Annotated in this window: 19 protein-coding genes; 13 read left to right on the forward strand and 6 right to left on the reverse strand. The window is 71.9% G+C overall.

What is annotated here, in order from left to right:
• Window positions 1–18: 18 nt before the first annotated feature.
• Complete coding sequence (locus QRX60_RS24735) at window positions 19–432, reverse strand: hypothetical protein (protein ID WP_286003156.1); 414 nt, start codon at window positions 430–432, stop codon at window positions 19–21.
• 95 nt (window positions 433–527) lie between these two features.
• Here QRX60_RS24735 and ctaE point away from each other — a divergent pair, with 95 nt between their 5' ends.
• From ctaE to qcrB, 4 genes are all read left to right on the forward strand, one after another.
• Complete coding sequence (gene ctaE, locus QRX60_RS24740; protein WP_086681061.1) at window positions 528–1,151, forward strand: aa3-type cytochrome oxidase subunit III; 624 nt, start codon at window positions 528–530, stop codon at window positions 1,149–1,151.
• 61 nt (window positions 1,152–1,212) lie between these two features.
• The gene (gene qcrC / locus QRX60_RS24745; protein WP_286003157.1) at window positions 1,213–2,031 is read left to right on the forward strand and encodes a cytochrome bc1 complex diheme cytochrome c subunit; all 819 of its coding nucleotides are present in this window, start codon (window positions 1,213–1,215) and stop codon (window positions 2,029–2,031) included.
• Window positions 2,028–3,182 (forward strand): cytochrome bc1 complex Rieske iron-sulfur subunit, encoded by a 1,155-nt coding sequence (qcrA, locus tag QRX60_RS24750; protein ID WP_286003158.1) that lies wholly within the window; start codon window positions 2,028–2,030, stop codon window positions 3,180–3,182. The genes qcrC and qcrA overlap by 4 nt, the downstream gene beginning before the upstream one ends.
• Window positions 3,179–4,852 (forward strand): cytochrome bc1 complex cytochrome b subunit, encoded by a 1,674-nt coding sequence (gene qcrB / locus QRX60_RS24755; RefSeq protein ID WP_286003159.1) that lies wholly within the window; start codon window positions 3,179–3,181, stop codon window positions 4,850–4,852. Before qcrA ends, qcrB begins: the two co-directional genes overlap by 4 nt.
• Window positions 4,853–4,903: 51 nt before the next feature.
• On the opposite strand, the gene QRX60_RS24760 is transcribed toward qcrB, so the two are convergent.
• Genes QRX60_RS24760 through QRX60_RS24770 form a run of 3 tightly spaced genes read right to left on the reverse strand, consistent with a single transcriptional unit; the run spans window position 4,904 to window position 6,146 of the window.
• Window positions 4,904–5,089: a YdeI/OmpD-associated family protein gene (locus tag QRX60_RS24760; RefSeq protein WP_286003160.1), complete on the reverse strand. Its 186-nt coding sequence runs from the start codon at window positions 5,087–5,089 to the stop codon at window positions 4,904–4,906.
• Window positions 5,086–5,367, reverse strand: coding sequence for an Lrp/AsnC family transcriptional regulator (locus tag QRX60_RS24765; RefSeq protein WP_284750247.1), 282 nt, complete (start codon window positions 5,365–5,367; stop codon window positions 5,086–5,088). Before QRX60_RS24765 ends, QRX60_RS24760 begins: the two co-directional genes overlap by 4 nt.
• 41 nt (window positions 5,368–5,408) lie before the next feature.
• Window positions 5,409–6,146, reverse strand: coding sequence for a maleylpyruvate isomerase family mycothiol-dependent enzyme (locus QRX60_RS24770; protein WP_286003161.1), 738 nt, complete (start codon window positions 6,144–6,146; stop codon window positions 5,409–5,411).
• Between the two features lie 44 nt (window positions 6,147–6,190).
• Here QRX60_RS24770 and QRX60_RS24775 point away from each other — a divergent pair, with 44 nt between their 5' ends.
• A complete protein-coding gene (locus QRX60_RS24775; RefSeq protein WP_286003162.1) occupies window positions 6,191–7,096 on the forward strand; it encodes a MerR family transcriptional regulator in 906 nt (301 codons plus the stop codon).
• Between the two features lie 399 nt (window positions 7,097–7,495).
• Here the strand turns inward: QRX60_RS24775 and QRX60_RS24780 are convergent, their stop codons facing one another.
• Window positions 7,496–9,199 carry a DEDD exonuclease domain-containing protein gene (locus QRX60_RS24780; RefSeq protein WP_286003163.1) on the reverse strand — a complete coding sequence of 568 codons (1,704 nt, stop codon included), beginning with the start codon at window positions 9,197–9,199 and terminating at the stop codon, window positions 7,496–7,498.
• A gap of 120 nt (window positions 9,200–9,319) precedes the next feature.
• Between QRX60_RS24780 and QRX60_RS24785 the strand changes: the two genes are divergently transcribed.
• The 4 genes from QRX60_RS24785 to QRX60_RS24800 all read left to right on the forward strand — a co-directional run bounded on the left by QRX60_RS24785 (window position 9,320) and on the right by QRX60_RS24800 (window position 13,824).
• Window positions 9,320–10,720, forward strand: a complete 1,401-nt coding sequence (locus QRX60_RS24785; RefSeq protein ID WP_286003164.1) for an NYN domain-containing protein — start codon at window positions 9,320–9,322, stop codon at window positions 10,718–10,720.
• Between the two features lie 67 nt (window positions 10,721–10,787).
• Window positions 10,788–11,045 (forward strand): hypothetical protein, encoded by a 258-nt coding sequence (locus QRX60_RS24790; protein WP_286003165.1) that lies wholly within the window; start codon window positions 10,788–10,790, stop codon window positions 11,043–11,045.
• A gap of 425 nt (window positions 11,046–11,470) precedes the next feature.
• On the forward strand, window positions 11,471–12,523 hold the full coding sequence (locus QRX60_RS24795) for a C40 family peptidase (protein WP_286003166.1): 1,053 nt from the start codon (window positions 11,471–11,473) through the stop codon (window positions 12,521–12,523).
• 143 nt (window positions 12,524–12,666) lie between these two features.
• Window positions 12,667–13,824: a glycosyltransferase family 4 protein gene (locus QRX60_RS24800; RefSeq protein ID WP_286003167.1), complete on the forward strand. Its 1,158-nt coding sequence runs from the start codon at window positions 12,667–12,669 to the stop codon at window positions 13,822–13,824.
• A gap of 4 nt (window positions 13,825–13,828) precedes the next feature.
• Here the strand turns inward: QRX60_RS24800 and QRX60_RS24805 are convergent, their stop codons facing one another.
• A complete protein-coding gene (locus QRX60_RS24805; RefSeq protein ID WP_286003168.1) occupies window positions 13,829–14,452 on the reverse strand; it encodes a nucleoside/nucleotide kinase family protein in 624 nt (207 codons plus the stop codon).
• A 64-nt stretch (window positions 14,453–14,516) separates the two neighbouring features.
• Here QRX60_RS24805 and QRX60_RS24810 point away from each other — a divergent pair, with 64 nt between their 5' ends.
• From QRX60_RS24810 to QRX60_RS24825, 4 genes are all read left to right on the forward strand, one after another.
• The gene (locus QRX60_RS24810) at window positions 14,517–14,930 is read left to right on the forward strand and encodes an SRPBCC family protein (protein ID WP_286003169.1); all 414 of its coding nucleotides are present in this window, start codon (window positions 14,517–14,519) and stop codon (window positions 14,928–14,930) included.
• A gap of 21 nt (window positions 14,931–14,951) precedes the next feature.
• Window positions 14,952–16,151, forward strand: a complete 1,200-nt coding sequence (locus QRX60_RS24815; RefSeq protein WP_286003170.1) for a cytochrome P450 family protein — start codon at window positions 14,952–14,954, stop codon at window positions 16,149–16,151.
• A 92-nt stretch (window positions 16,152–16,243) separates the two neighbouring features.
• A complete protein-coding gene (locus QRX60_RS24820; protein WP_286003171.1) occupies window positions 16,244–17,584 on the forward strand; it encodes a carboxypeptidase regulatory-like domain-containing protein in 1,341 nt (446 codons plus the stop codon).
• Between the two features lie 73 nt (window positions 17,585–17,657).
• Window positions 17,658–18,938 (forward strand): adenosylmethionine--8-amino-7-oxononanoate transaminase, encoded by a 1,281-nt coding sequence (locus QRX60_RS24825; RefSeq protein ID WP_286003172.1) that lies wholly within the window; start codon window positions 17,658–17,660, stop codon window positions 18,936–18,938.
• Window positions 18,939–19,083: the final 145 nt, after the last annotated feature.

The raw sequence follows: 19,083 nt of genomic DNA on the forward strand, positions 1-19,083 counted from the left end.
TATCGGCAGAGACCGACATCACGCGGGCGCCTCCGGCTGGAGCGCGTCCCAGCCCAGTGCGTCGCCCCCGAGCCGCTGCGCCAGGCCCGCCATCCGGGACCGTTCCTGGGCGCAGTGCAGGGCGTCGAGGACCTGGACGCGGACGGCGTGCACCCGGGCCAGGTCGCCCGAAACCTCCTGTTCCCGCAGGTCGTAGCCGTCCTGGGCGAGGATCGACGCCGCTTCGGCGACCTTTCCCGGCGGCAGGAGCAGGTGGTGCCGCAGGACGGCCGGTGCCGTGCTGACCCAGGTGGGTGAACCGGCGAGCACGGCGGAGTCCGCGACGACCGGGTCGAAGGCCTCGGCGACGATCTCCAGTCCGGGCGAATCAGGCGTCAGACCGGGGGTTTCGCGCTTCTTGACCAGGTCAAGCAGCCGGTCGAGTAAACCCATGAGTAGCTCTCACCTTCCCGGGCATCCGGTGTGATCGGTTACGCAGACGGCTCGCCGTGGACCCACCCGGCGGAGCGGCGGTGCGAGAGGACATAATGCGACGCGTGACAACGGCAGCTCCCACCATCAGTCAGCGGGTCCACTCGCTGAACCGGCCGAACATGGTCAGTGTCGGCACCATCGTGTGGCTTTCCAGCGAGCTGATGTTCTTCGCCGGACTGTTCGCGATGTTCTTCACCGTCAAGGCGCAGAACTCGTCCGGCCAGTGGCCGCCGCCGCTGCACGGCGAGGAGTTCCACCTCAACGTGGCGTACGCGATCCCGTTCACGGTGATCCTCGTGCTGTCCTCGCTGACCTGCCAGTTCGGCGTGTTCGCCGCCGAGCGCGGCGACGTCTACGGCCTCCGCCGCTGGTACATCATCACGTTGATCATGGGCGCGATCTTCGTCGGCGGCCAGGCCAACGAGTACCACAACCTGGTCGAAGAGGGGATGACGATCCCGTCCGGGCCGTTCGGCACGGTCTTCTACCTCGCCACCGGTTTCCACGGCCTGCACGTCATCGGCGGGCTCATCGCCTTCGTGTACCTGCTCATCCGCACGAAACTGAGCAAGTTCACGCCCGCCCAGGCCACGTCGGCGATCGTCGTGTCCTACTACTGGCACTTCGTCGACATCGTGTGGGTCGGCCTGTTCGGTGTGATCTACCTCCTTCCGTAGACCCGCCCAGCCGCCACCACCTTCACCATCGGCCTGAACTGACAGCAAGGGTTGCCGCAAGATGACCACCAGCACCAAGTCCTCGGAGCGCCGCTACCGCGCGCGGTCGAAGCTGCGGAGGCGGTTCGCCGGCCTGCTCGCGCTCGGTATCGCGCTGGTGGGCGCCGGCGCCCTGTACGCCGTGTTCGCCCCGGAGCCGCAGACCGCGCAGGCCCAGGGCACGCCGGCGCAGCTGCGCCTCGGCGAGCAGGTCTACAACAACACCTGCATCGCGTGCCACGGCGCGAACCTCGAGGGCGTGCAGGACCGCGGGCCGAGCCTGATCGGCATCGGCGACGCCGCGGTGTACTTCCAGACCTCTTCGGGCCGCATGCCCGCCTCGCGCCAGGAGGCGCAGGTCGAGCGCAAGCCGCCGAAGCTGACCGAGGCCGAGATCGACGCGGTCGGCGCGTACATCCAGGCCCACGGCGGCGGCGTCCAGCGCCCCGCCGAGAAGGGCGAGGCCCTGCGCGGCTCCGACCCGGCCCGCGGTGGCGAGCTGTTCCGCCTCAACTGCGCTTCGTGCCACAACTTCACCGGCCGCGGCGGCGCGCTGTCCGCCGGCAAGTACGCGCCGAACCTGGACCCGGCCAGCGAAGAGCAGATCTACACGGCCATGCTCACCGGGCCGCAGAACATGCCGAAGTTCTCCGACCGGCAGCTGTCGCCGGAGGAGAAGAAGGACATCGTCGCCTACGTGAAGTCGGTGTCGGACGGCAACAACAACCCGGGTGGTAACGGCCTCGGCGGGGTCGGTCCCGCTTCGGAGGGCGTCATCGCCTTTATCGTCGGGATCGCCGCGCTGATCGGCGTGACGTTGTGGATTGGATCGAAGGCATGAGTGCCGAGGGGCCTAAGCCGCCGACGGAGGCGGAGCTGGCTGAGATGGACCGGGACCAGCTGGTGAAGCTGGGCGGCGAGCTCGACGGCGTCGAGATCGTCGAGTACCCGACCCCGTGGCCCGTGGAGGGCACCCGCGCGGAGAAGCGGGCCGAGCGCCTGGTCGCGTTCTGGTTCGGCCTGTCCGCGCTGGCCGGGATCGGCTTCGTCGTCTCGCTCATCTGGTGGCCGTGGCAGTACGAGGCGCCGGACAACGAGAGCGGCCACTTCTGGTACAGCCTCTACACCCCGATGCTCGGCATCACGCTCGGCCTGGCCATCCTCGGCCTCGGCATCGGCGTGATCCTGTACACGAAGAAGTTCGTCCCCGCCGAGGTCGCGGTGCAGCAGCGGCACGACGGCGACGGGCAGGGGTCGGCCGAGGTCGACCGCGCGACGATCCTCGCGCACCTGGCCGACGCCGGGAGCCGCAGCACCATCGCCCGCCGGTCGCTGATCAAGCGCTCGGCGATCGCCGGGGCCGGCGCGCTGGGCCTCGCGGCCGCGGCGCTGCCGCTGGCGTCCTTCATCAAGAACCCGTGGAAGGACACCGACAACCGGGCGTCGCTCTGGCACACCGGCTGGCAGCCGAACTTCCCGGGCGAGAAGGTCTACCTGCGCCGCGACACCGGCAAGCCGCTGGAGGAGGGCGAGGAGGTCAGCCTGGTCAAGGCCGAGGACCTCGACGCCGGTGCCATGGAGACGGTGTTCCCGTACCGCGACTCCGAGAAGGGCAAGCCGGAGCTGCTGGCCGCCGCGCTGACCCGGATCGACAACCCGGTCATGCTGATCCGCCTGCGCCCGACCGACGCTTCCAAGGTGGTCAAGCGGTCCGGCCAGGAGGACTTCAACTTCGGCGACCTGTACGCGTACACGAAGATCTGCAGCCACGTCGGCTGCCCGACCTCCCTGTACGAGCAGCGGACCAACCGCATCCTGTGCCCGTGCCACCAGTCGCAGTTCGACGCCCTCCACTACGCCAAGCCGATTTTCGGCCCGGCGACCCGTCCGCTGGCCCAGCTACCGATCACGGTGGACGAAGAGGGATACTTGATCGCGCGAGGCGACTTCATCGAGGCCATCGGTCCGGCCTTTTGGGAGCGTAAGTCATGAGTTCACTCACCACGCCGACCAAGGGCGCGAGTGCCGTGGAGCGGCACCTGGGCCAGGCCGTGGACAACGCCGACCAGCGGTACAAGCTGGCCAAGGGCCTGCGGCACCAGATGAACAAGGTGTTCCCGACCCACTGGTCGTTCCTGCTGGGCGAGATCGCGCTCTACAGCTTCATCATCCTGCTGCTGACCGGTGTGTACCTGACGCTGTTCTTCGACCCCTCCATGCAGGAGGTCGTCTACCAGGGCAGCTTCAAGAACATGCAGGGCCTGGAGATGTCGCGGGCCTTCGCCACCACCCTCGACCTGTCCTTCGACGTGCGCGGCGGCCTGTTCATGCGGCAGCTGCACCACTGGGCCGCGCTGATCTTCGTCGCGGCCATGGCCGTGCACATGCTGCGCATCTTCTTCACCGGCGCGTTCCGGCGCCCGCGTGAGGCCAACTGGGTGATCGGCGGCCTGCTGCTGATCCTGGGCTGCTTCGAGGGCTTCTTCGGTTACTCCCTGCCGGACGACCTGCTCTCCGGTACCGGTATCCGCGCGACGCTCTCGGGCATCGTGCTGTCGGTGCCGGTGATCGGCACCTGGATCCACTGGGCGCTGTTCGGCGGGGAGTTCCCCGGCGACCAGATCATCCCGCGCCTGTACACGCTGCACATCCTGCTGCTGCCGGGCATCATGCTCGCCCTGGTCGGGGCGCACCTGGCGCTGGTCTGGTACCAGAAGCACACGCAGTTCCCGGGCGTGCGCCGCAAGGAGACCAACGTCGTCGGCGTCCGGATCATGCCGTACTTCGCGCTCAAGGGCGGGGCGTTCTTCACGCTGGTCATCGGCGTGCTGGCGCTGATGTCGGGCCTGTTCCAGATCAACCCGGTGTGGAACTTCGGCCCGTACAACCCGGCGCAGGTGTCGGCGGGCTCGCAGCCCGACTGGTACATGGCCTGGGCCGACGGCATGCTCCGGATCTGGCCGGCCTGGGAGGTCTACCTCGGGAACTACACGATCCCGGCGGTGTTCTTCCCCGGCGCGATCGGCATGCCGATCCTGTTCGGCCTGCTGCTGGGCTACCCGTTCATCGAGCGGAAGCTCTCCAAGGACACCGCGCACCACAACCTGCTCCAGCGGCCCCGGGACGCACCGGTCCGCACGGCGCTGGGCGCGATGGCGCTGGGCTTCTTCATGGTCATCGAGCTGTCGGGCTTCAACGACATCATCGCCGACCAGTTCGACATCTCCCTGAACGCGACGACGTGGGCTGGCCGCATCGGCGTGCTCATCGTGCCGCCGATCGCCTACTACCTGACCTACCGGCTCTGCCTGGGCCTGCAGCGGGCCGACCGCGAGGTGCTGGAGCACGGCGTCGAGACCGGCATCATCAAGCGGCTGCCGCACGGTGAGTTCATCGAGATCCACCAGCCGCTCGGTGGCGTCGACAGCCACGGCCACGCGATCCCGCTCGAGTACCAGGGCGCCTCGGTGCCGAAGAAGATGAACAAGCTGGGTTCGGCCGGTCAGGCCGTGCCGGGCACGTTCTGGTCGCCGGACCCGGCCGAGGAGACCGTCGCGCTGCAGCGGGCCCACGGCAACGGGCACGGGAACGGGCACTCGATCACCCAGGGCGAACCGGGTGAGATCGAGAGCGTCGAGACCGCCAAGGGCTCGGACCACTAGCTCCACCCACGACGAAGGCCACCTCCTCCGGGAGGTGGCCTTCGTCGTGTTTCAGGCTTTGTCGCGCAGCCGGGCGACGGTCTTCTGAGCCCGTGAGACGCGCGTTTCGGGCTTCTTGGCTTCCACCACCCACCGGACGTATTCGCGCCGGTGTGAGGGCGGCAGGGCCTCGAACGCGGCCCGGGCGTCCGGCGCCGCGGCGAGGGCGTCGGCCAGCTCTCCGGGGAGCTCGCTCAATCCTCGGCGCCGATCGCGAAGGCCTGCTCGGTGTCGGCGCGGGAGTAGGACCGGAACGCGATGTGCGTGACGGTGTCCAGCACCCCCGGGACCTTCCCGATCCGGCCGGGGATGAGGTCGGCCAGCTCCTCGTGCGCGGACACCTTGACGGTGGCGATGAGGTCGACGTCCCCGGCGCACGAGTAGACCTCGCCGACGCCGTCGATGTCGGCGATCGCCTGCGCCGCGTCCGGGATCGCGTCCGCCTCTACCTGGATCAACACGATCGCGGTGATCACCTGGGTCCTCCAAGACTCGTCTGCGGGTGTCGCCCGCGATCCTAGGCCGCGGTGTGCGCCAGCCAATGGTCAGCCAGGGCGCGGTCACCGGTGATGGTGACGTCCTCGGCGGGCCGCCGCCGGGTGAGGACGAGCAGCAGGTCCTGGACGGGGCCGGCCAGCGTGACGTCGGCGGCGGTCGTTCCCCGGGCCCACCGGACGCCGCCGGGCTCGCGGGTGATCAGCCAGCCTTCGCCGTGTCCGGCACGGAGCTGGAGGGTCTGGCCGGTGCCGCACAGCTCGGCGAAGTCCGGCCGGAGGCTCGCCGTGACCGGGTTGGCCAGCATCTCGAGCCACTCGCTGATCGCGTCGGCCGCGAGGTCAGGGGCCACTTCGATGGTGGTTCCGGTGGTCAGCGCCGCGTCGGCGTGGTGGATCGTGGTGTCGTGGAGCATCCGGCGCAGCCAGAACCTCGCCGGCTGCTCGCCGAAGAACGTCCAGACCGGCGATTCGCCCGCGTCCAGGACGGATTTGGTGAGGTCGTCGGCGCCCTGGCGGAGCCAGTCGGTCCAGGTCGCCGGGGCGCCGGGGTCGGCGTCGAGCGGGTCGGGGACCGGCGACGGCCCGGACCGGACGATGTCGGCGGACCAGCGGTGGGCCTGGCCGATGTGGCCGACGAGCACCCGCAGCGGCCAGTCCGGGCAGGTGGGGACGCGGGCGTCCGGGTCGGCGCCGGTGACGGTCTCCGCGAACGCGGCGGTGCGGGCGTGCAGTGCCTCGGCGAGGCTGGTGGTGTCCATGGCCGTACCGTAGGAATTCCACCCGGCTGGAGGTTCGACGGAAGGTGACCGAAGACACACTCGGCATCGGCGACCTCGCGCGGCGGACGGGGGTGCCCGTCCGCACGATCCGCTTCTACTGCGACGAGGGGCTGCTGGAGCCCGCCCGCAGCGTCGGCGGCCACCGCCGGTTCGACGGGGAGGCGATCACCCGCCTGAACCTGGTGCGGCGGCTGCGCGGGCTCGGGCTGGGGCTGCGGTCGATCACCGACGTCCTCACGGGCCGCAGCTCGCTGGACGAGGCGGTGACCGCCGAGCGTGCGGCACTGGACCGCGAGGTGGCGACGCTGGCCTGGCGGCGTTCGGTGCTGCGCGCGGTGGAGGAGTCGCCGCCGGCGGACCGGGCGGCCCGGCTCGAGCTGCTGTCGGCGGTGCAGGACGGGTTCTCGGCGCACGAGGCGCTGGTCCGCCTCTGGCACCCGATGACGACGGGACCGATCCCGCCGGACACGGCCCGCATGTTCCTGGACATCAGCGCGCCGCGGCCGCCGGAGCAGCCGTCGACGGGGCAGGTGGTGGCGTACGCGTCGCTGGTGGTGCTGGCGGCGGACCGGACGCTGGCGGCGCACGTGCGGGCGAGCACGCTGGCCGGCCACGAGCGGGTAGCGGATTTGGGCTCGCTTCACGCGGAAGTGGGGGCGGCGTGCGAGCTGGCGTTCCCTTCGGTGGCCGCGGGGGATCCGCCATCGCCCGGGGCGGCGCTGGACCACTTCGTGGCGGCGCACGCGGCGGCGGTGGGAGCGGGGGACACCCCGGAGTTCCGCCGGACGCTGAACCTCCGGACGGCGCCGGACCGGGATGCGAGGGTGCGGCGGTACTGGCAGCTGGCGGGGGAGGTCACCGGCGAGCCCGCGCCGATGGGGGTCACGCACACGTGGCTGCTGGACGCTTTGGACCGCTCGGTCGCCTGAGCTGCCGCTCGGCCCGCCGGACTGGTTCCGGCGGCCCCAGCGCTCGACTCAGCCCGCCCGGGTCTGCGGCGGGTCCGGCCATATCTGGCGGGGGTGCCGTCGGAGCCGGCCCCGATCACACGAGTTGGGGCCCGGATCACGCGAGTTCCGGCCTCGCTAACGCGAGTTCTGCTTCGCTCACGCGAGTTCCGGCCCCGATCACGTGAGTTGCGGCCCTGAGCACGTGAGATCCGGCTCGGATCTCGTGAGATCCGGCCCTGATCACTCGAGTTCCGGCTTGGATCACGTGAGTTGCGGCCCTGATGACTCGTGTTCCGGTTTGGATCACGCGAGTTCCGTGGTCAGGTGGGCGGGGTGGGGCGGGGCAAGAGCCACCTGCCGTCGCCGACCCGGCCTGTCTCACCCCACGTGCTCCAGTGAATGCGCGGTCGCGACCAGGTCCAGCCATCCCCGCCACCCGGCCACCGCCGCCGGCTCCGCCCATGGCCTCGTGGTCCTCACCAGCCGGACCCCCGGGCGGGCCAGCCAGCGCAGCAACACCCCCACCTCTTCCGGTGGCGCGCCGTTCAGCGGGCCCGGGTCCGGCAGCACCGTCTCCGCCGAGGCCACCAGCGCCTCCACCACCGGCATCGGCGGCACTCCGCGCCGGGCCACTCCCGCCGAGGCCAGGCGGCCGTAGCGGATCACCGCCAGCTCCCAGCCGCCGTTGCCGTCCGGGGCCGCCGCGATCAGCTCCGCGATCGAGGCCAGCGCCGTCTGCCGGTGGGCCCGGCCCAGTGCGCGGATCAGGCCCGCCAGCTCGTCCCGGTGCCGGGCCGCCTGCTCGTAGTGCCTGCCCTCCGCCAGGCGCTCGACCTGGGCCGCCGCCACGTGCAGGGGACGGGGGTCGAGGCCCGCGATCAGCCCCGACACCGACTCGACCGCCGGGACGTACGCCTCCACGCTCTGCCGCCCCGCGCACGGCGCTCCGCAGCGCCCCAGCTCCGCGAGCACGCACGGGGTCCCGTTCGCCGTCCGGGGCGAGATCCGCTGCGTGCACGTCCGCAGCCCCGACGCCCCGGCCAGCGTGTCCGCCGTCGCCTTCGCGTCCGCCTGGTTGCGGAACGGGCCCAGCACCCCCGGCCGCGGCAGCCGGACCACCGACAGCCGCGGGAACGCCTCCTCCGTCAGGCCGATCCACCAGCCCTGGTGCCGGTTCTTCGACCGCCGGTTGTAGGCGGGCCGGTGCGCCGCGATCAGCCGCAGCTCCCGCACCTCAGCCTCCAGCGCGTGCGCGCACACCACGTGGTCGACGCGCTCGGCCAGCGCGACCATCTCGCGGATCCGGCTCCGCCCCTCCGAGCCCGTGAAGTACGTCCGCACGCGCCGCCGCAGGTCCTTCGCCGTGCCGACGTACAGGACCTCCTCCTTCGGCCCCTTGAAGAGGTAGACGCCCGGCGCCGACGGCAGGTCCGCCGCCAGGTGCCGCTTCGCCCGCTGGGCCACCGTGACCTCGGGCAGGTACCCCATCAGCTCCTCGAGCGAATGGACGCCGAGGTTGCCGACGCGCTCCAGCAGCCCGTGCAGCACGTCGACCGTCGCGCGCGCGTCGTCGAGCGCCCGGTGCGTCGGCCGGGTCCGCGCCCCGAACAGCAACGCCAGCGCCGTCAGGTTGTACCGGCCCACCTCGTCGCGCGGCACCACCCGCCGCGCCAGCCGCACCGTGCAGACGACCGTCAGCTTCGGCCACACGTACCCGTGCCCTTCGCACGCCGCCCGCATGTGCGACGTGTCGAACCCCGAGTTGTGCGCCACCAGCACCGCACCGCCGATGAACTCCAGGAACGCCGGCAGCACCTCCTGGATCGGCGGCGCGTCGTAGACCATCGCCTGCGTGATGCCCGTCAGCGACACGATCTGCGGCGGGATCACCATCCCGGGGTTCACGAGCGTCGCGAACTCGCCCAGCACCTCGCCCGCGCGCACCTTCACCGCGCCGATCTCCGTGATCCCCGACGGCCCCGGCGCGGCCCCGGTCGTCTCGAGGTCGAACACCACGAAAGTCGTGTCCCGCAAGGGAGTTCCGAGCTCGTCGAACGCGAGCTGTGCCTGGGTCGAACGCATGTGCGGGAGACTAGAGCCGACCACCGACATTTTCGGGTCCCGGGTGGCGGAGCCCCCGGTCGGGGCGCGGTCCGTGTGGCGCGCGGCGCGCGATACCGGGGTGGGGCCTACCCTGGACCAATGCACCCGCAGCCGCTCGTGCCGGAGCCGCCCGGGGACCACGATGGTCCCTCGGGTGTCGCGTCGCGCGCCGAGCCGGCGGAGGAGGCCGAGGACGCCGGGTCGGGGCGGCCCGAGCCCGCCACCTGGCCCGCGCTCCCCGAGCCCGTCCGAGACCGGATCGCCGAGCTCTCGGCGGCCGCCGTCGCCAAGCTGCCCGCCACCGACGTGCCCCGCCAGCTGCGGCCCGTCGCCAAGTTCGCCCCGGCCAAGCGGGCCAAGCTCGGCGGCGCCGCCCTGCTCACCGCGCTCGGCGAGTCGTCCCAGTTCCGCACCGCCGTCATCGAATGGCTGCGCGAGCACCGCACCGACGCGCTCGACCCCAACGCGGCCGACTCGGTCGCCGCGGCGGCCGCCGCCGTGCTGCTCGGCGAGTCCGGCGCCACCGGGCGGGTCCGGCTCGTCGCCAAGAACGCCGAGGAAAACGCCCTGCGCGCCGAACGCGACGCCGCACTGGCCCGCAGCCAGCGCCTCGAAGGCGAACTCACACAGCTGCGCCTCGAGCTCGCCGAGGCCAAGAAGGCCGCCGAGAACGCGCGGGGCGAGCGCGAGGGCGAAGTCGAGAAGCTCTTGAAGCGCCTTCGCGAGCAAGGCGTCCAGCTCCGCCAGGCCAAGGACGCGGCCGAAGCGGCGTCCGCCGAGACCGAACGCGGGTCCGCCGCCCGTGCCGAGGAGATCGCCGCCCTCACCGCCCAGCTCGACCGCGAACGCCAGCGCGTCGCGAACGAACGCGCCCGCGCCGAACGCGCGGTGGCCGACGCCGAAATCGCCCGCCAGTCCGCCCGCGAGGCCCGCGAGGCCGACGAAGTGCGGCTGGGGCTGCTCATCGACACCATCGACGGCGCGGTCACCGGCCTGCGCCGCGAGCTGGCCCTCGGCGCCCGCGGCGCCCGGCCCGCCGACATGGTCCGCGGCGCCAGCACCGGCACCGGCCAGGGCGGCAAGATCGCCGACGTGTCCACCTTGGACCGCTATCTGTCCCTGCCCAACGTGCACCTGATCGTCGACGGCTACAACGTCACCAAGACCGGCTACCCCGAGCTGGCGCTGGCCGACCAGCGCGACCGGCTGATCCACCAGCTGTCCGCACTGGCCGCGCGCACCTCGGCCGAGGTGACCGTCGTCTTCGACGGCGCGGGCGTGCTGTCGGTGCCGGCTTCGGTGCCCCGCGGCGTGCGGGTGCTGTTCTCCGACCGCGGGGTACTGGCCGACGACGTGATCCGCAACCTCGTCGCGGCCGAGCCCGCGGGCCGGCCGATGGTCGTCGCGACGTCCGACCGCGCGGTGGCGGACTCCGTGCGGGGCGGCGGTGCCCACCCGACGCCGTCCGCGGTGCTGGTCAGCCGCCTTTCCCGGGTGTGACCGACGGAAATTGTCGGTGGCGGCGCCTACCGTCCTCCTCAGTCAGTCACGACGTGAGGAGGAGCACATGAACGACACCCCCGAGCTGTCCGAAGTGGACGTCTCGCACATATCGGTTTCGGACATCGAAACCGTGGTGGTCGACTGCGACCGCTGCGTCGTCCGCGGCATCTCCTGCCACGACTGCGTCGTGAGCGTGCTGCTCGGCGCGCCGCCCGCCGTCGTGTGGGACGCGGCCGAGCGCCGCGCCCTGGACGCGTTCGCCGACGCGGGGATGGTGCCCCGGCTGCGGCTGGTCGAAGGACCCGTGCCGCGCACGGCCTGACGCGCCCGTTTCGTGTCGGCGCGCCGAGTGGTCGATCGGATCGGGTGAACGGTAGGTAGTCGAAACGGGCTCGGAAGAAACCCCAGCGTGTAACGCCCATCACATGTTTTCTCCGATGCTGGTCCGATGGTGTTTCGCGGCACTACGGAGAGTTTTTGCCCCCGGGGTGGTGGACGCGGTGGCGGTCTTTTCGTAACCTGTCCGAGATCTCGTGGCCCCCGGCCGTCGATGAGGCGGCGACGCGAGATCGCCGCCGGACGCAGCTTTGTCGGGAAGCTGGGAACCGGAACCACGACCGCATGCTGAACCTGTTGCAGAAGAACACGGCTCGCCTGCGGTGCGGGACAGCGGCGAAGAGGAAACCCCCGACCTCTTCGCGCCCCGGTCCCCTCGGCGGCCGAGACGCAAAGGAGACCCGCGCGACCGTGCAGTCGCATCCAGTAAGGCGCGTGGTTTCAGGTGCCCTCGCCGCGGCTTCGGTGATCACCCTCGTCACCTTGGCCCAGCCGTCGGCCACCGCCGCCCCCATCCCCGTCCTCCAGGCCCCGCCCACCGGTTCGGACGCCCTGGCCAAGTACCGCGACCTCGCGGCCCAAGCCGAAAAGCTCAACGAAGACCTGCTCAAGGCCCAGGACGACCTGAAGGCCAAGCAGGGTGAGCTCGACAAGGCCACCGGCGACGTCAACGCGGCGAAGGACCAGGCCGCCGTCGCGGCCGAGAACCAGAAGAAGTACCAGACCGAGGTCGACAAGTTCGCCGGCGCGTCGTTCACCAGCGGTGTCCAGCTGAACAAGCTGTCCGCCCTGCTGGCCGGGACGTCCACTCAGGACTTCCTCGACCGCTCCTCGGCGCTGGAGGTCATCGCGACCGAGAAGAACGGCGCGATGGGCAACCTCACCGGCGCCGTCCGGCAGGCCACCGATGCCGCCAACAAGGCTTCCGACGCGGCGAAGCGCGCGACCGACGCGCGTGACGCGGCGGCGAAGCTGACCGATGACATCAAGGCCAAGCAGAAGTCGCTGAACGACCAGATCGACCAGCTCAAAGCGGCCAACAAGAGCCTGAGCGCGATCGACAAGGCCGCCCAGAAGGACACCGGCGGCTCGCCCACCGGTCTCAAAGCGCCCACCGCGGCCGCCCAGACCGCCCTGGACGCGGCGCTGAGCAAGCTCGGCAGCGCGTACGTCTGGGGTGCCACCGGGCCGAGCACGTTCGACTGCTCGGGCCTGATGCTGTGGGCCTACAAGCAGGCCGGCATCACGCTGCCCCGGTCGAGCCGCGAGCAGTCCACCTTCGGCGCCGCGGTGCCGAGGGACCAGCTCCAGCCGGGCGACCTGGTGTTCTACTACTCGCCCGTTTCGCACGTCGGCATGTACATCGGCGACGGCAAGATGGTCCACGCGCCCGACACCGGGGACGTCGTGAAGATCTCGCCGCTGCAGAGCCAGTACGCGGGAGCGCGACGCCCGACGTCGTGACCCGCTGAGCAGCACGGGAAGGGGCGGTACCGCACACGCGGTGCCGCCCCTTCGCCGTGTCATCCGAGGCTCCGCCTCGGGCCGGGGGCTTCGCCACCCGGACCCCCGAACGAAGAGAGGTGGCGGCCGCTAGCCTCTGGGGCGTGCTCAAGACCCTGCTCGTGACCAACGACTTCCCGCCGCGGCCCGGGGGGATCCAGAACTACCTGAACTCCCTGGCCACCCGGCTGCCGGCGGACGACCTGGTCGTCTACGCGCCGTCGTGGGAGTCGCGGACGGGGTCGCACGAGGAGTTCGACGCCGAGGCGCCGTTCGAGGTCGTCCGGCACCCGACGTCGCTGATGCTGCCCACACCGGACGTTCTTCGCCGGGCGAAGCAGATCATGCGGACCCGGGACTGCGAAGCCGTCTGGTTCGGGGCCGCCGCACCGCTCGCGCTGCTGGGGCACGCGCTGCGCCAGGCCGGCGCGCGCCGCATCGTGGCGTCCACGCACGGCCACGAAGTCGGCTGGTCCATGCTCCCCGGTTCGCGGCAGGCGCTGCGGCGCATCGGGGACACCGTGGACGTCGTCACCTACGTCAGCCGCTACACCCGCGGCCGGTTCGCCGCCGCGTTCGGTCCGATGGCCGGGCTGGAGCTGCTGCCGTCCGGAGTGGACACCGAGCTGTACAAACCGGACCCCGCGGGCCGCGCGGAAATCCGCGCCCGGCACGGCCTGTCCGACCGCCCCACGATCGTCTGCGTATCCCGGCTCGTCCCGCGCAAGGGCCAGGACCAGCTGATCCGCGCGCTGCCGAAGATCCGCGAACGCGTGCCGGACGCGGCGCTGCTGATCGTCGGCGGCGGCCCCTACCGCAAGACGCTCGCCGGCCTGGTCACCAAGCTGGGACTCGACCGCGACGTCGTGCTCACCGGCTCCGTGCCGTGGGCCGAACTGCCGGCGCACTACGCCGCGGGCGACGTCTTCGCCATGCCGGCCCGCACCCGGGGCAAGGGCCTCGACGTCGAAGGGCTCGGCATCGTCTACCTCGAGGCCTCGGCGACCGGCCTGCCGGTGGTCGCGGGCAACTCCGGCGGCGCGCCCGAGGCGGTGCTCGACGAGGTCACCGGGCACGTCGTCGAGGGCCGGGACACCGGCCAGCTCGCCGAGACCGTGGCCAGCCTGCTGGCCGACCCGGTGCGCGCCCGGCGGATGGGCGAGGCGGGGCGGGCTTGGGTGACCGCGAACTGGCGCTGGGACACCATGGCCGGGCGGCTGTCCGGGCTGCTGGACGGCGACCCGGTGGCCGTCGTCCGCTGAGGCGTCACGGCGTGTAGAGCGCCGGGTGCCGCGGATCGTCGACGCGCACGACGACATCGGCCAGGGAGCTCGGGTCGACTTCCTCCTCGTAGCGCTCGTAGGCCGGCACCGCCCAGGCGTCCGGCACCCGGCGGCGCAGGGCGGCGGGGGAGAGCCACAGGTGCACGGCCAGGTCGAAGGCCAGGCCGGCGCCCAGCAGCAGCTCGCCGTCGAGGAGCACGACCCCACCCTCGGGGACCGGCACCCGCTCGGCGCGGGTCGCGCGGTCGCGCTCGGCGTCCCACAGCGAGGGCAGGACCTCGCCGGACCCGCTTTCCCCCAGCGGGTCGAGCACTTCGCGGCGGAGGGCGCCGACGTCGAGCCAGTCGGCGTAGCGGGCGTCGGGATCGGTGCGGCCGTGCTCGAAGCGCAGGGACGCGGGCCGCAGGAAGTCGCGCGCCGACACGCGCAGGGCCGCACGGCCGCGCAGGCGCAGCGGGTCGACCAGGGCATCGGCGAGTTCTGTGGTTTCCGTCGCACCCGCCGCGCCGTCGACGGCGACCGCGATCCGGTGCCGCCCGGTGAGCGCGTCGATGCGTTCGGTCAGCTCGTCGGCCAGGACTGCCGGGGAAATGGGGCGGTAGCGCACAGTCGGAGATCCTGCACCCGGGCCGGGGACGGGTTTTGTCGTACCCCGGTGGGAGGATGGGGACATGACTTCTTCAGTGGGGAAGACGGCCGATGTGGGGTGGAACATCGGGGTTTCGCGGACCTTGCCGTACGCGGCCGGCACGGTGTGGGACTTCCTGGTCAGCCGGGAGGGCGTCGCGATCTGGCTGGGGCCCGGCGTCGACCTGCCGAGGGAGACGGGCGCGGAGTACGAAACCGCGAACGGCACGGTCGGGGAGATCCGCAGCTTCGTCGAAGGTGACCGGGTGCGGCTGACGTGGCGGCCGAGCGACTGGGACCACGACTCGACGGTCCAGGTGCGCCTCAGCGGCTCGGGCGCGAAGACCACGCTGCGGTTCCACCAGGAATGGCTTTCGGGCGCGGAAGAACGCGAGGAACAGCGGGCATACTGGCAGGACGTGACCGAGCGCGTGGTGGCGGCACTCGCCGAGCGCTGAGGCTGACTGCAGGGGGCGGGTATGACGACGATCGAAGTGGCGGAGGATTTCGCGCAGGACGCGCACCTGTTCGCGGCGATGCTCCGCGCGGGCGGCCCGGTGCGGCGGGTCCGGATGCCGCGCGGCCTGGACTGCTACATCGTCACGGACTTCGCGCAGGCGCGGGCCCTGCTGGCGGATTCGCGGCTGCACAAGGACAACCGGCGCGCGTACGAGCTGTTCGAGGCGAAGCTCCCGGCCGGGGCGACGAACCAGGGCGGCTTCGGCGAAGCGCTCGGGCGGCACATGCTCAACACCGACCCGCCGGACCACTCGCGGCTGCGCAAGCTGGTCAACAAGGCGTTCACCGGGCGGACGGTGGCCCGGCTGCGGCCGCGGATCGAGGAGATCACCGCCGAGCTGCTCGACGCGCTGGCCGGGCGGGAGCGGGCCGACCTGCTGCCGTCGTTCGCCGCGCCGCTGCCGATCACGGTGATCTGCGAGCTGCTGGGCGTCGCCCCGGAGGACCGGAACGAGTTCTCCGCCTGGTCGAAGACGCTGCTGAGCTCGTCGACGCCGGAGGACGCGCAGCACGCGGCGCAGAGCATGCTCACCTACCTCACCGGCCTGGTCGCGCAGAAGCGCGCCGAGCCGGCCGAGGACCTGCTGTCGGACCTGGTGCACGCGAGCGACGACGGCGACTCGCTGTCGCAGGACGAGCTGATCGCGATGGCGTTCCTGCTGCTGGTGGCCGGGCACGAGACCACGGTCAACCTGATCGCCAACAGCGTCCTGGCGTTGCTGCGCGAGCCGGAGCAGCTGGCCCTGCTGCGCGCCGACCCGTCCCTGATGCCGGGTGCGGTCGAGGAGTTCCTGCGCTTCGACGGCCCGATCCACCTGGCCACGCTGCGGTTCACCGATGAGGCGGTCGAAGCGGGCGACGTGACGATCCCGGCGGGCGAGTTCGTGCTGATCTCGCTGCTGGGCGCGAACCGGGACGAAGAGCGGTTCCCGGAACCGGACCGCCTCGATGTCACGCGCGCCGCGGGCGGGCACCTCGCGTTCGGGCACGGCATCCACTACTGCGTCGGCGCACCGCTGGCCCGGCTGGAGGCGGAGATCGCGCTCGCCGGGCTGCTGGCGCGGTTCCCGGGCCTCGCGCTGGACGCGAAACCGGACGACCTCGTCTACCGGTCCAGCTCGCTGGTGCACGGATTGGAGGCGCTGCCGGTCCGGCTGTGACGTGCGTCACGTAGTAGCGGCCGGGAGGCTCCTTCGCGCGTGGAAGCGCCGAAGCCCGCGAAGGTGCGGGCCGGAGGTGAGGGGGAGTCACCTTGGGGATTCGACGCGCACTGGTGACACTGGCCGCGGTGCTCGTGGCGAGCGTGGGGTTCGCGGTCCCGGCGAGTGCGGCGGACTACGACCTGCGGGGCACCGCCGCGGTCGAAGGCGGGCCGTACCTGCCGGGGGAGCCGGTCACCGTGAAGTACACCGTGACCAACGCCGGCACCCGCGGGGTCTACTACTCGCACGGCATCGCCGATCACGTGGGCGGCACGCGCTTCTGGGTGGATTCGGGCTGGGGTGACCTCGGGCCGGGCGGGCTCGGGGCGAGCTTCGTGCCCGGCGAGACCCGGGAGTACCGGCTGACCGGTCACCTCACGGGCTCGCTCGACGGCGACTCCCGGTTCCGGCTGTCGGTGTCGCTGCTGGACGGCGTGACCCCGCCGCTGGCCCCGGTCGACGTGGTCGTGCCGGCGGCCGCGGGCACCACCACGATCGGCGGCCAGGCGTTCGCCGACGCGGACGAAGACGGCGTGGCCGACCCCGGTGAGGCGCTCGCCGGCGTGGACGTCCGGCTGAACGGGACCGAGACCCGCACGACCGACGCCGACGGCCGGTACTCGTTCGAGGACCTGCCGCCGGGGCGCTACGACGTCTACCCGGCCGGCGCGCCCGGAGGCTGGATCGTGGGCGGCGGCACGAGCGTGCGGGCCGACGGCACGACGCCGGTCGTCGAGGTGCCGCTGCGGGCGCTGCGCCCCTTGTCCGAGACGCTGCACGCGGAAGTCGCGCTGGACAAGGACACCTACCGCGTGGGCGACCCGGCGGTGCTGACGGTGCAGCTGGCCAACACGGGCTCACGCGTCATCTCGGGCGTGTACGGCGCTTGCGACCGCGGTGACATCGGCCGCGCCCTGGACATCACCCCGGCCGGCTGGGGCGAGCTCGACTACTTCGGCCCGGGCGCGACGATCCGGCCGGGGGAGACCCGGACGTTCCGGGTGTCGGGCACGGTCACCGAACGCGCGGGCCGCTGGGGCGTCCTCGAGCAGATCTGCGACTTCACCCGGGACGAGGCCTACCACGAGGGAACGCCCCAAGCCCGCGACACGGCGAAGATCCTCGGCCTGGACGGCACCAGCCGGGGCCGGATCGTCACCGAGACCGGCGAAGGCCTGGCCGGGCAGCCGGTGACGGCCACCGACATCGACACCGGCCAGGTGCTCACCGCGACGACCGACGCCGACGGGAACCTCACCATCGCCGGGCCCACCGGCCGCTACCGGCTGTCGGTGGCCGGTCCGTGGGTGCTGGTGGGGCAGCAGTGGGTGTACGTCGTGTCGGAGGCCATGAACCAGAACGGCTGGGTGTTCACGAGGCAGCCTGGCTGACCGAAGCGGGCTCCGCCTTCCTCCCCGCCACCGCCCTCACCGGAGGCGCTTCGCGCCCTGTTTTAATGCGGAGATGGACTCCGCCGGCCTGCTCGCCCTCGACGCCCAGCACGTCTGGCACCCGTACGCGCCGATGCCGGCGAAGGTGCCTTCGCTGCTGGTCACCGAGGCGAGCGGGGTCCGGCTGAAGCTCGCCGACGGCCGGGAGCTCGTCGACGGGATGTCGTCGTGGTGGTCGGCCGTGCACGGCTACCGGCACCCGGTGCTCGACGCGGCCCTCGCCGAGCAGGCCGGGCGGATGAGCCACGTCATGTTCGGCGGCCTGACCCACGAACCCGCGATCACGCTGGCGAAGAGCCTGGTGGACCTGACGCCCGAAGGCCTCGAGCACGTCTTCCTCTGCGACTCCGGCTCGGTTTCGGTCGAAGTCGCCGCGAAGATGTGCCTGCAGTACCAGCGTTCCCGTGGGTTGCCGGAGAAGCGCCGGCTGCTGACCTGGCGCGGCGGCTACCACGGCGACACGTTCACGCCGATGAGCGTGTGCGACCCCGACGGCGGCATGCATTCGCTGTGGCGCGGCGTGCTGCCCGAGCAGGTCTTCGTGCCGGCCCCGCCGTCCGGCTTCGACACCCCGCCCGATCAGGCCTATGTGGACACGCTGGCGGACGCGATCGCCGCCCACGCCGGGGAACTGGCCGCGGTGATCGTCGAGCCGGTGGTGCAGGGGGCCGGCGGGATGCGCTTCCACCACCCCGCCTACCTGCGCGCGCTGCGGGAGCTGACCGAGGCGCACGACGTGCTGCTGATCTTCGACGAGATCGCGACCGGCTTCGGCCGCACCGGCGCGTTCTTCGCCGCCGAGCACGCGGGCGTGACGCCGGACGTGCTCTGCCTCGGCAAGGCGCTGACCGGCGGCTACCTGAGCATGGCGGCGGCGCTGTGCACGCCGGAGGTCGCGGCGGGGATCTCCCGCGGCGCGCTGCCGGTCCTCGCGCACGGGCCGACGTTCATGGGCAACCCGCTCGCGTCGGCGGTGGCGAACGCGTCGCTCGGCCTGCTCGCCGGCGGCGCCTGGCGCCAGGACGTCAGCCGCCTCGAAAAGGGCCTGCTGGACGGCTTGGCGCCGGCCCGCGACCTCGGCTCGGTGGTGGACGTCCGGGTGCTCGGCGGCATCGGCGTGCTGCAGCTCGACCACCCCGTCGACATGGCGGTGGCCACCGACGTCGTCACCGCGCAGGGCGTCTGGCTGCGGCCGTTCCGGGACCTCGTCTACGCGATGCCGCCGTACGTTTCGACTGACGACGACCTGGTCGCGATCACCCGCGCGATGCTTGCCGTGGCGGAAAAGGCGTGAATTCAGCACATCGGGTGTGACCACGCGCACACCGAGACCCGAAGGTCTCTCATCGTCGCGCTCCGTGCCGGTGCGCGCTCCACACCACGCGATCGGCGGAGGTTCTCGAGCGACTTTCGCCTGAAAAGTCCGGGAAACCGAACCG

The organism is Amycolatopsis mongoliensis, assembly GCF_030285665.1.
Classification (GTDB): Bacteria; Actinomycetota; Actinomycetes; order Mycobacteriales; family Pseudonocardiaceae; genus Amycolatopsis; species Amycolatopsis mongoliensis.

Excerpts from the sequence above, each read along its gene's own strand:
- QRX60_RS24735 (WP_286003156.1), bottom strand. The coding sequence starts at position 432 with ATGGGTTTACTCGACCGGCTGCTTGACCTGGTCAAGAAGCGCGAAACC.
- ctaE (WP_086681061.1), top strand. The coding sequence starts at position 528 with ATGCGACGCGTGACAACGGCAGCTCCCACCATCAGTCAGCGGGTCCAC.
- qcrC (WP_286003157.1), top strand. The coding sequence starts at position 1,213 with ATGACCACCAGCACCAAGTCCTCGGAGCGCCGCTACCGCGCGCGGTCG.
- qcrA (WP_286003158.1), top strand. The coding sequence starts at position 2,028 with ATGAGTGCCGAGGGGCCTAAGCCGCCGACGGAGGCGGAGCTGGCTGAG.
- qcrB (WP_286003159.1), top strand. The coding sequence starts at position 3,179 with ATGAGTTCACTCACCACGCCGACCAAGGGCGCGAGTGCCGTGGAGCGG.
- QRX60_RS24770 (WP_286003161.1), bottom strand. The coding sequence starts at position 6,146 with ATGGACACCACCAGCCTCGCCGAGGCACTGCACGCCCGCACCGCCGCG.
- QRX60_RS24780 (WP_286003163.1), bottom strand. The coding sequence starts at position 9,199 with ATGCGTTCGACCCAGGCACAGCTCGCGTTCGACGAGCTCGGAACTCCC.
- QRX60_RS24785 (WP_286003164.1), top strand. The coding sequence starts at position 9,320 with ATGCACCCGCAGCCGCTCGTGCCGGAGCCGCCCGGGGACCACGATGGT.
- QRX60_RS24790 (WP_286003165.1), top strand. The coding sequence starts at position 10,788 with ATGAACGACACCCCCGAGCTGTCCGAAGTGGACGTCTCGCACATATCG.
- QRX60_RS24810 (WP_286003169.1), top strand. The coding sequence starts at position 14,517 with ATGACTTCTTCAGTGGGGAAGACGGCCGATGTGGGGTGGAACATCGGG.
- QRX60_RS24815 (WP_286003170.1), top strand. The coding sequence starts at position 14,952 with ATGACGACGATCGAAGTGGCGGAGGATTTCGCGCAGGACGCGCACCTG.
- QRX60_RS24825 (WP_286003172.1), top strand. The coding sequence starts at position 17,658 with ATGGACTCCGCCGGCCTGCTCGCCCTCGACGCCCAGCACGTCTGGCAC.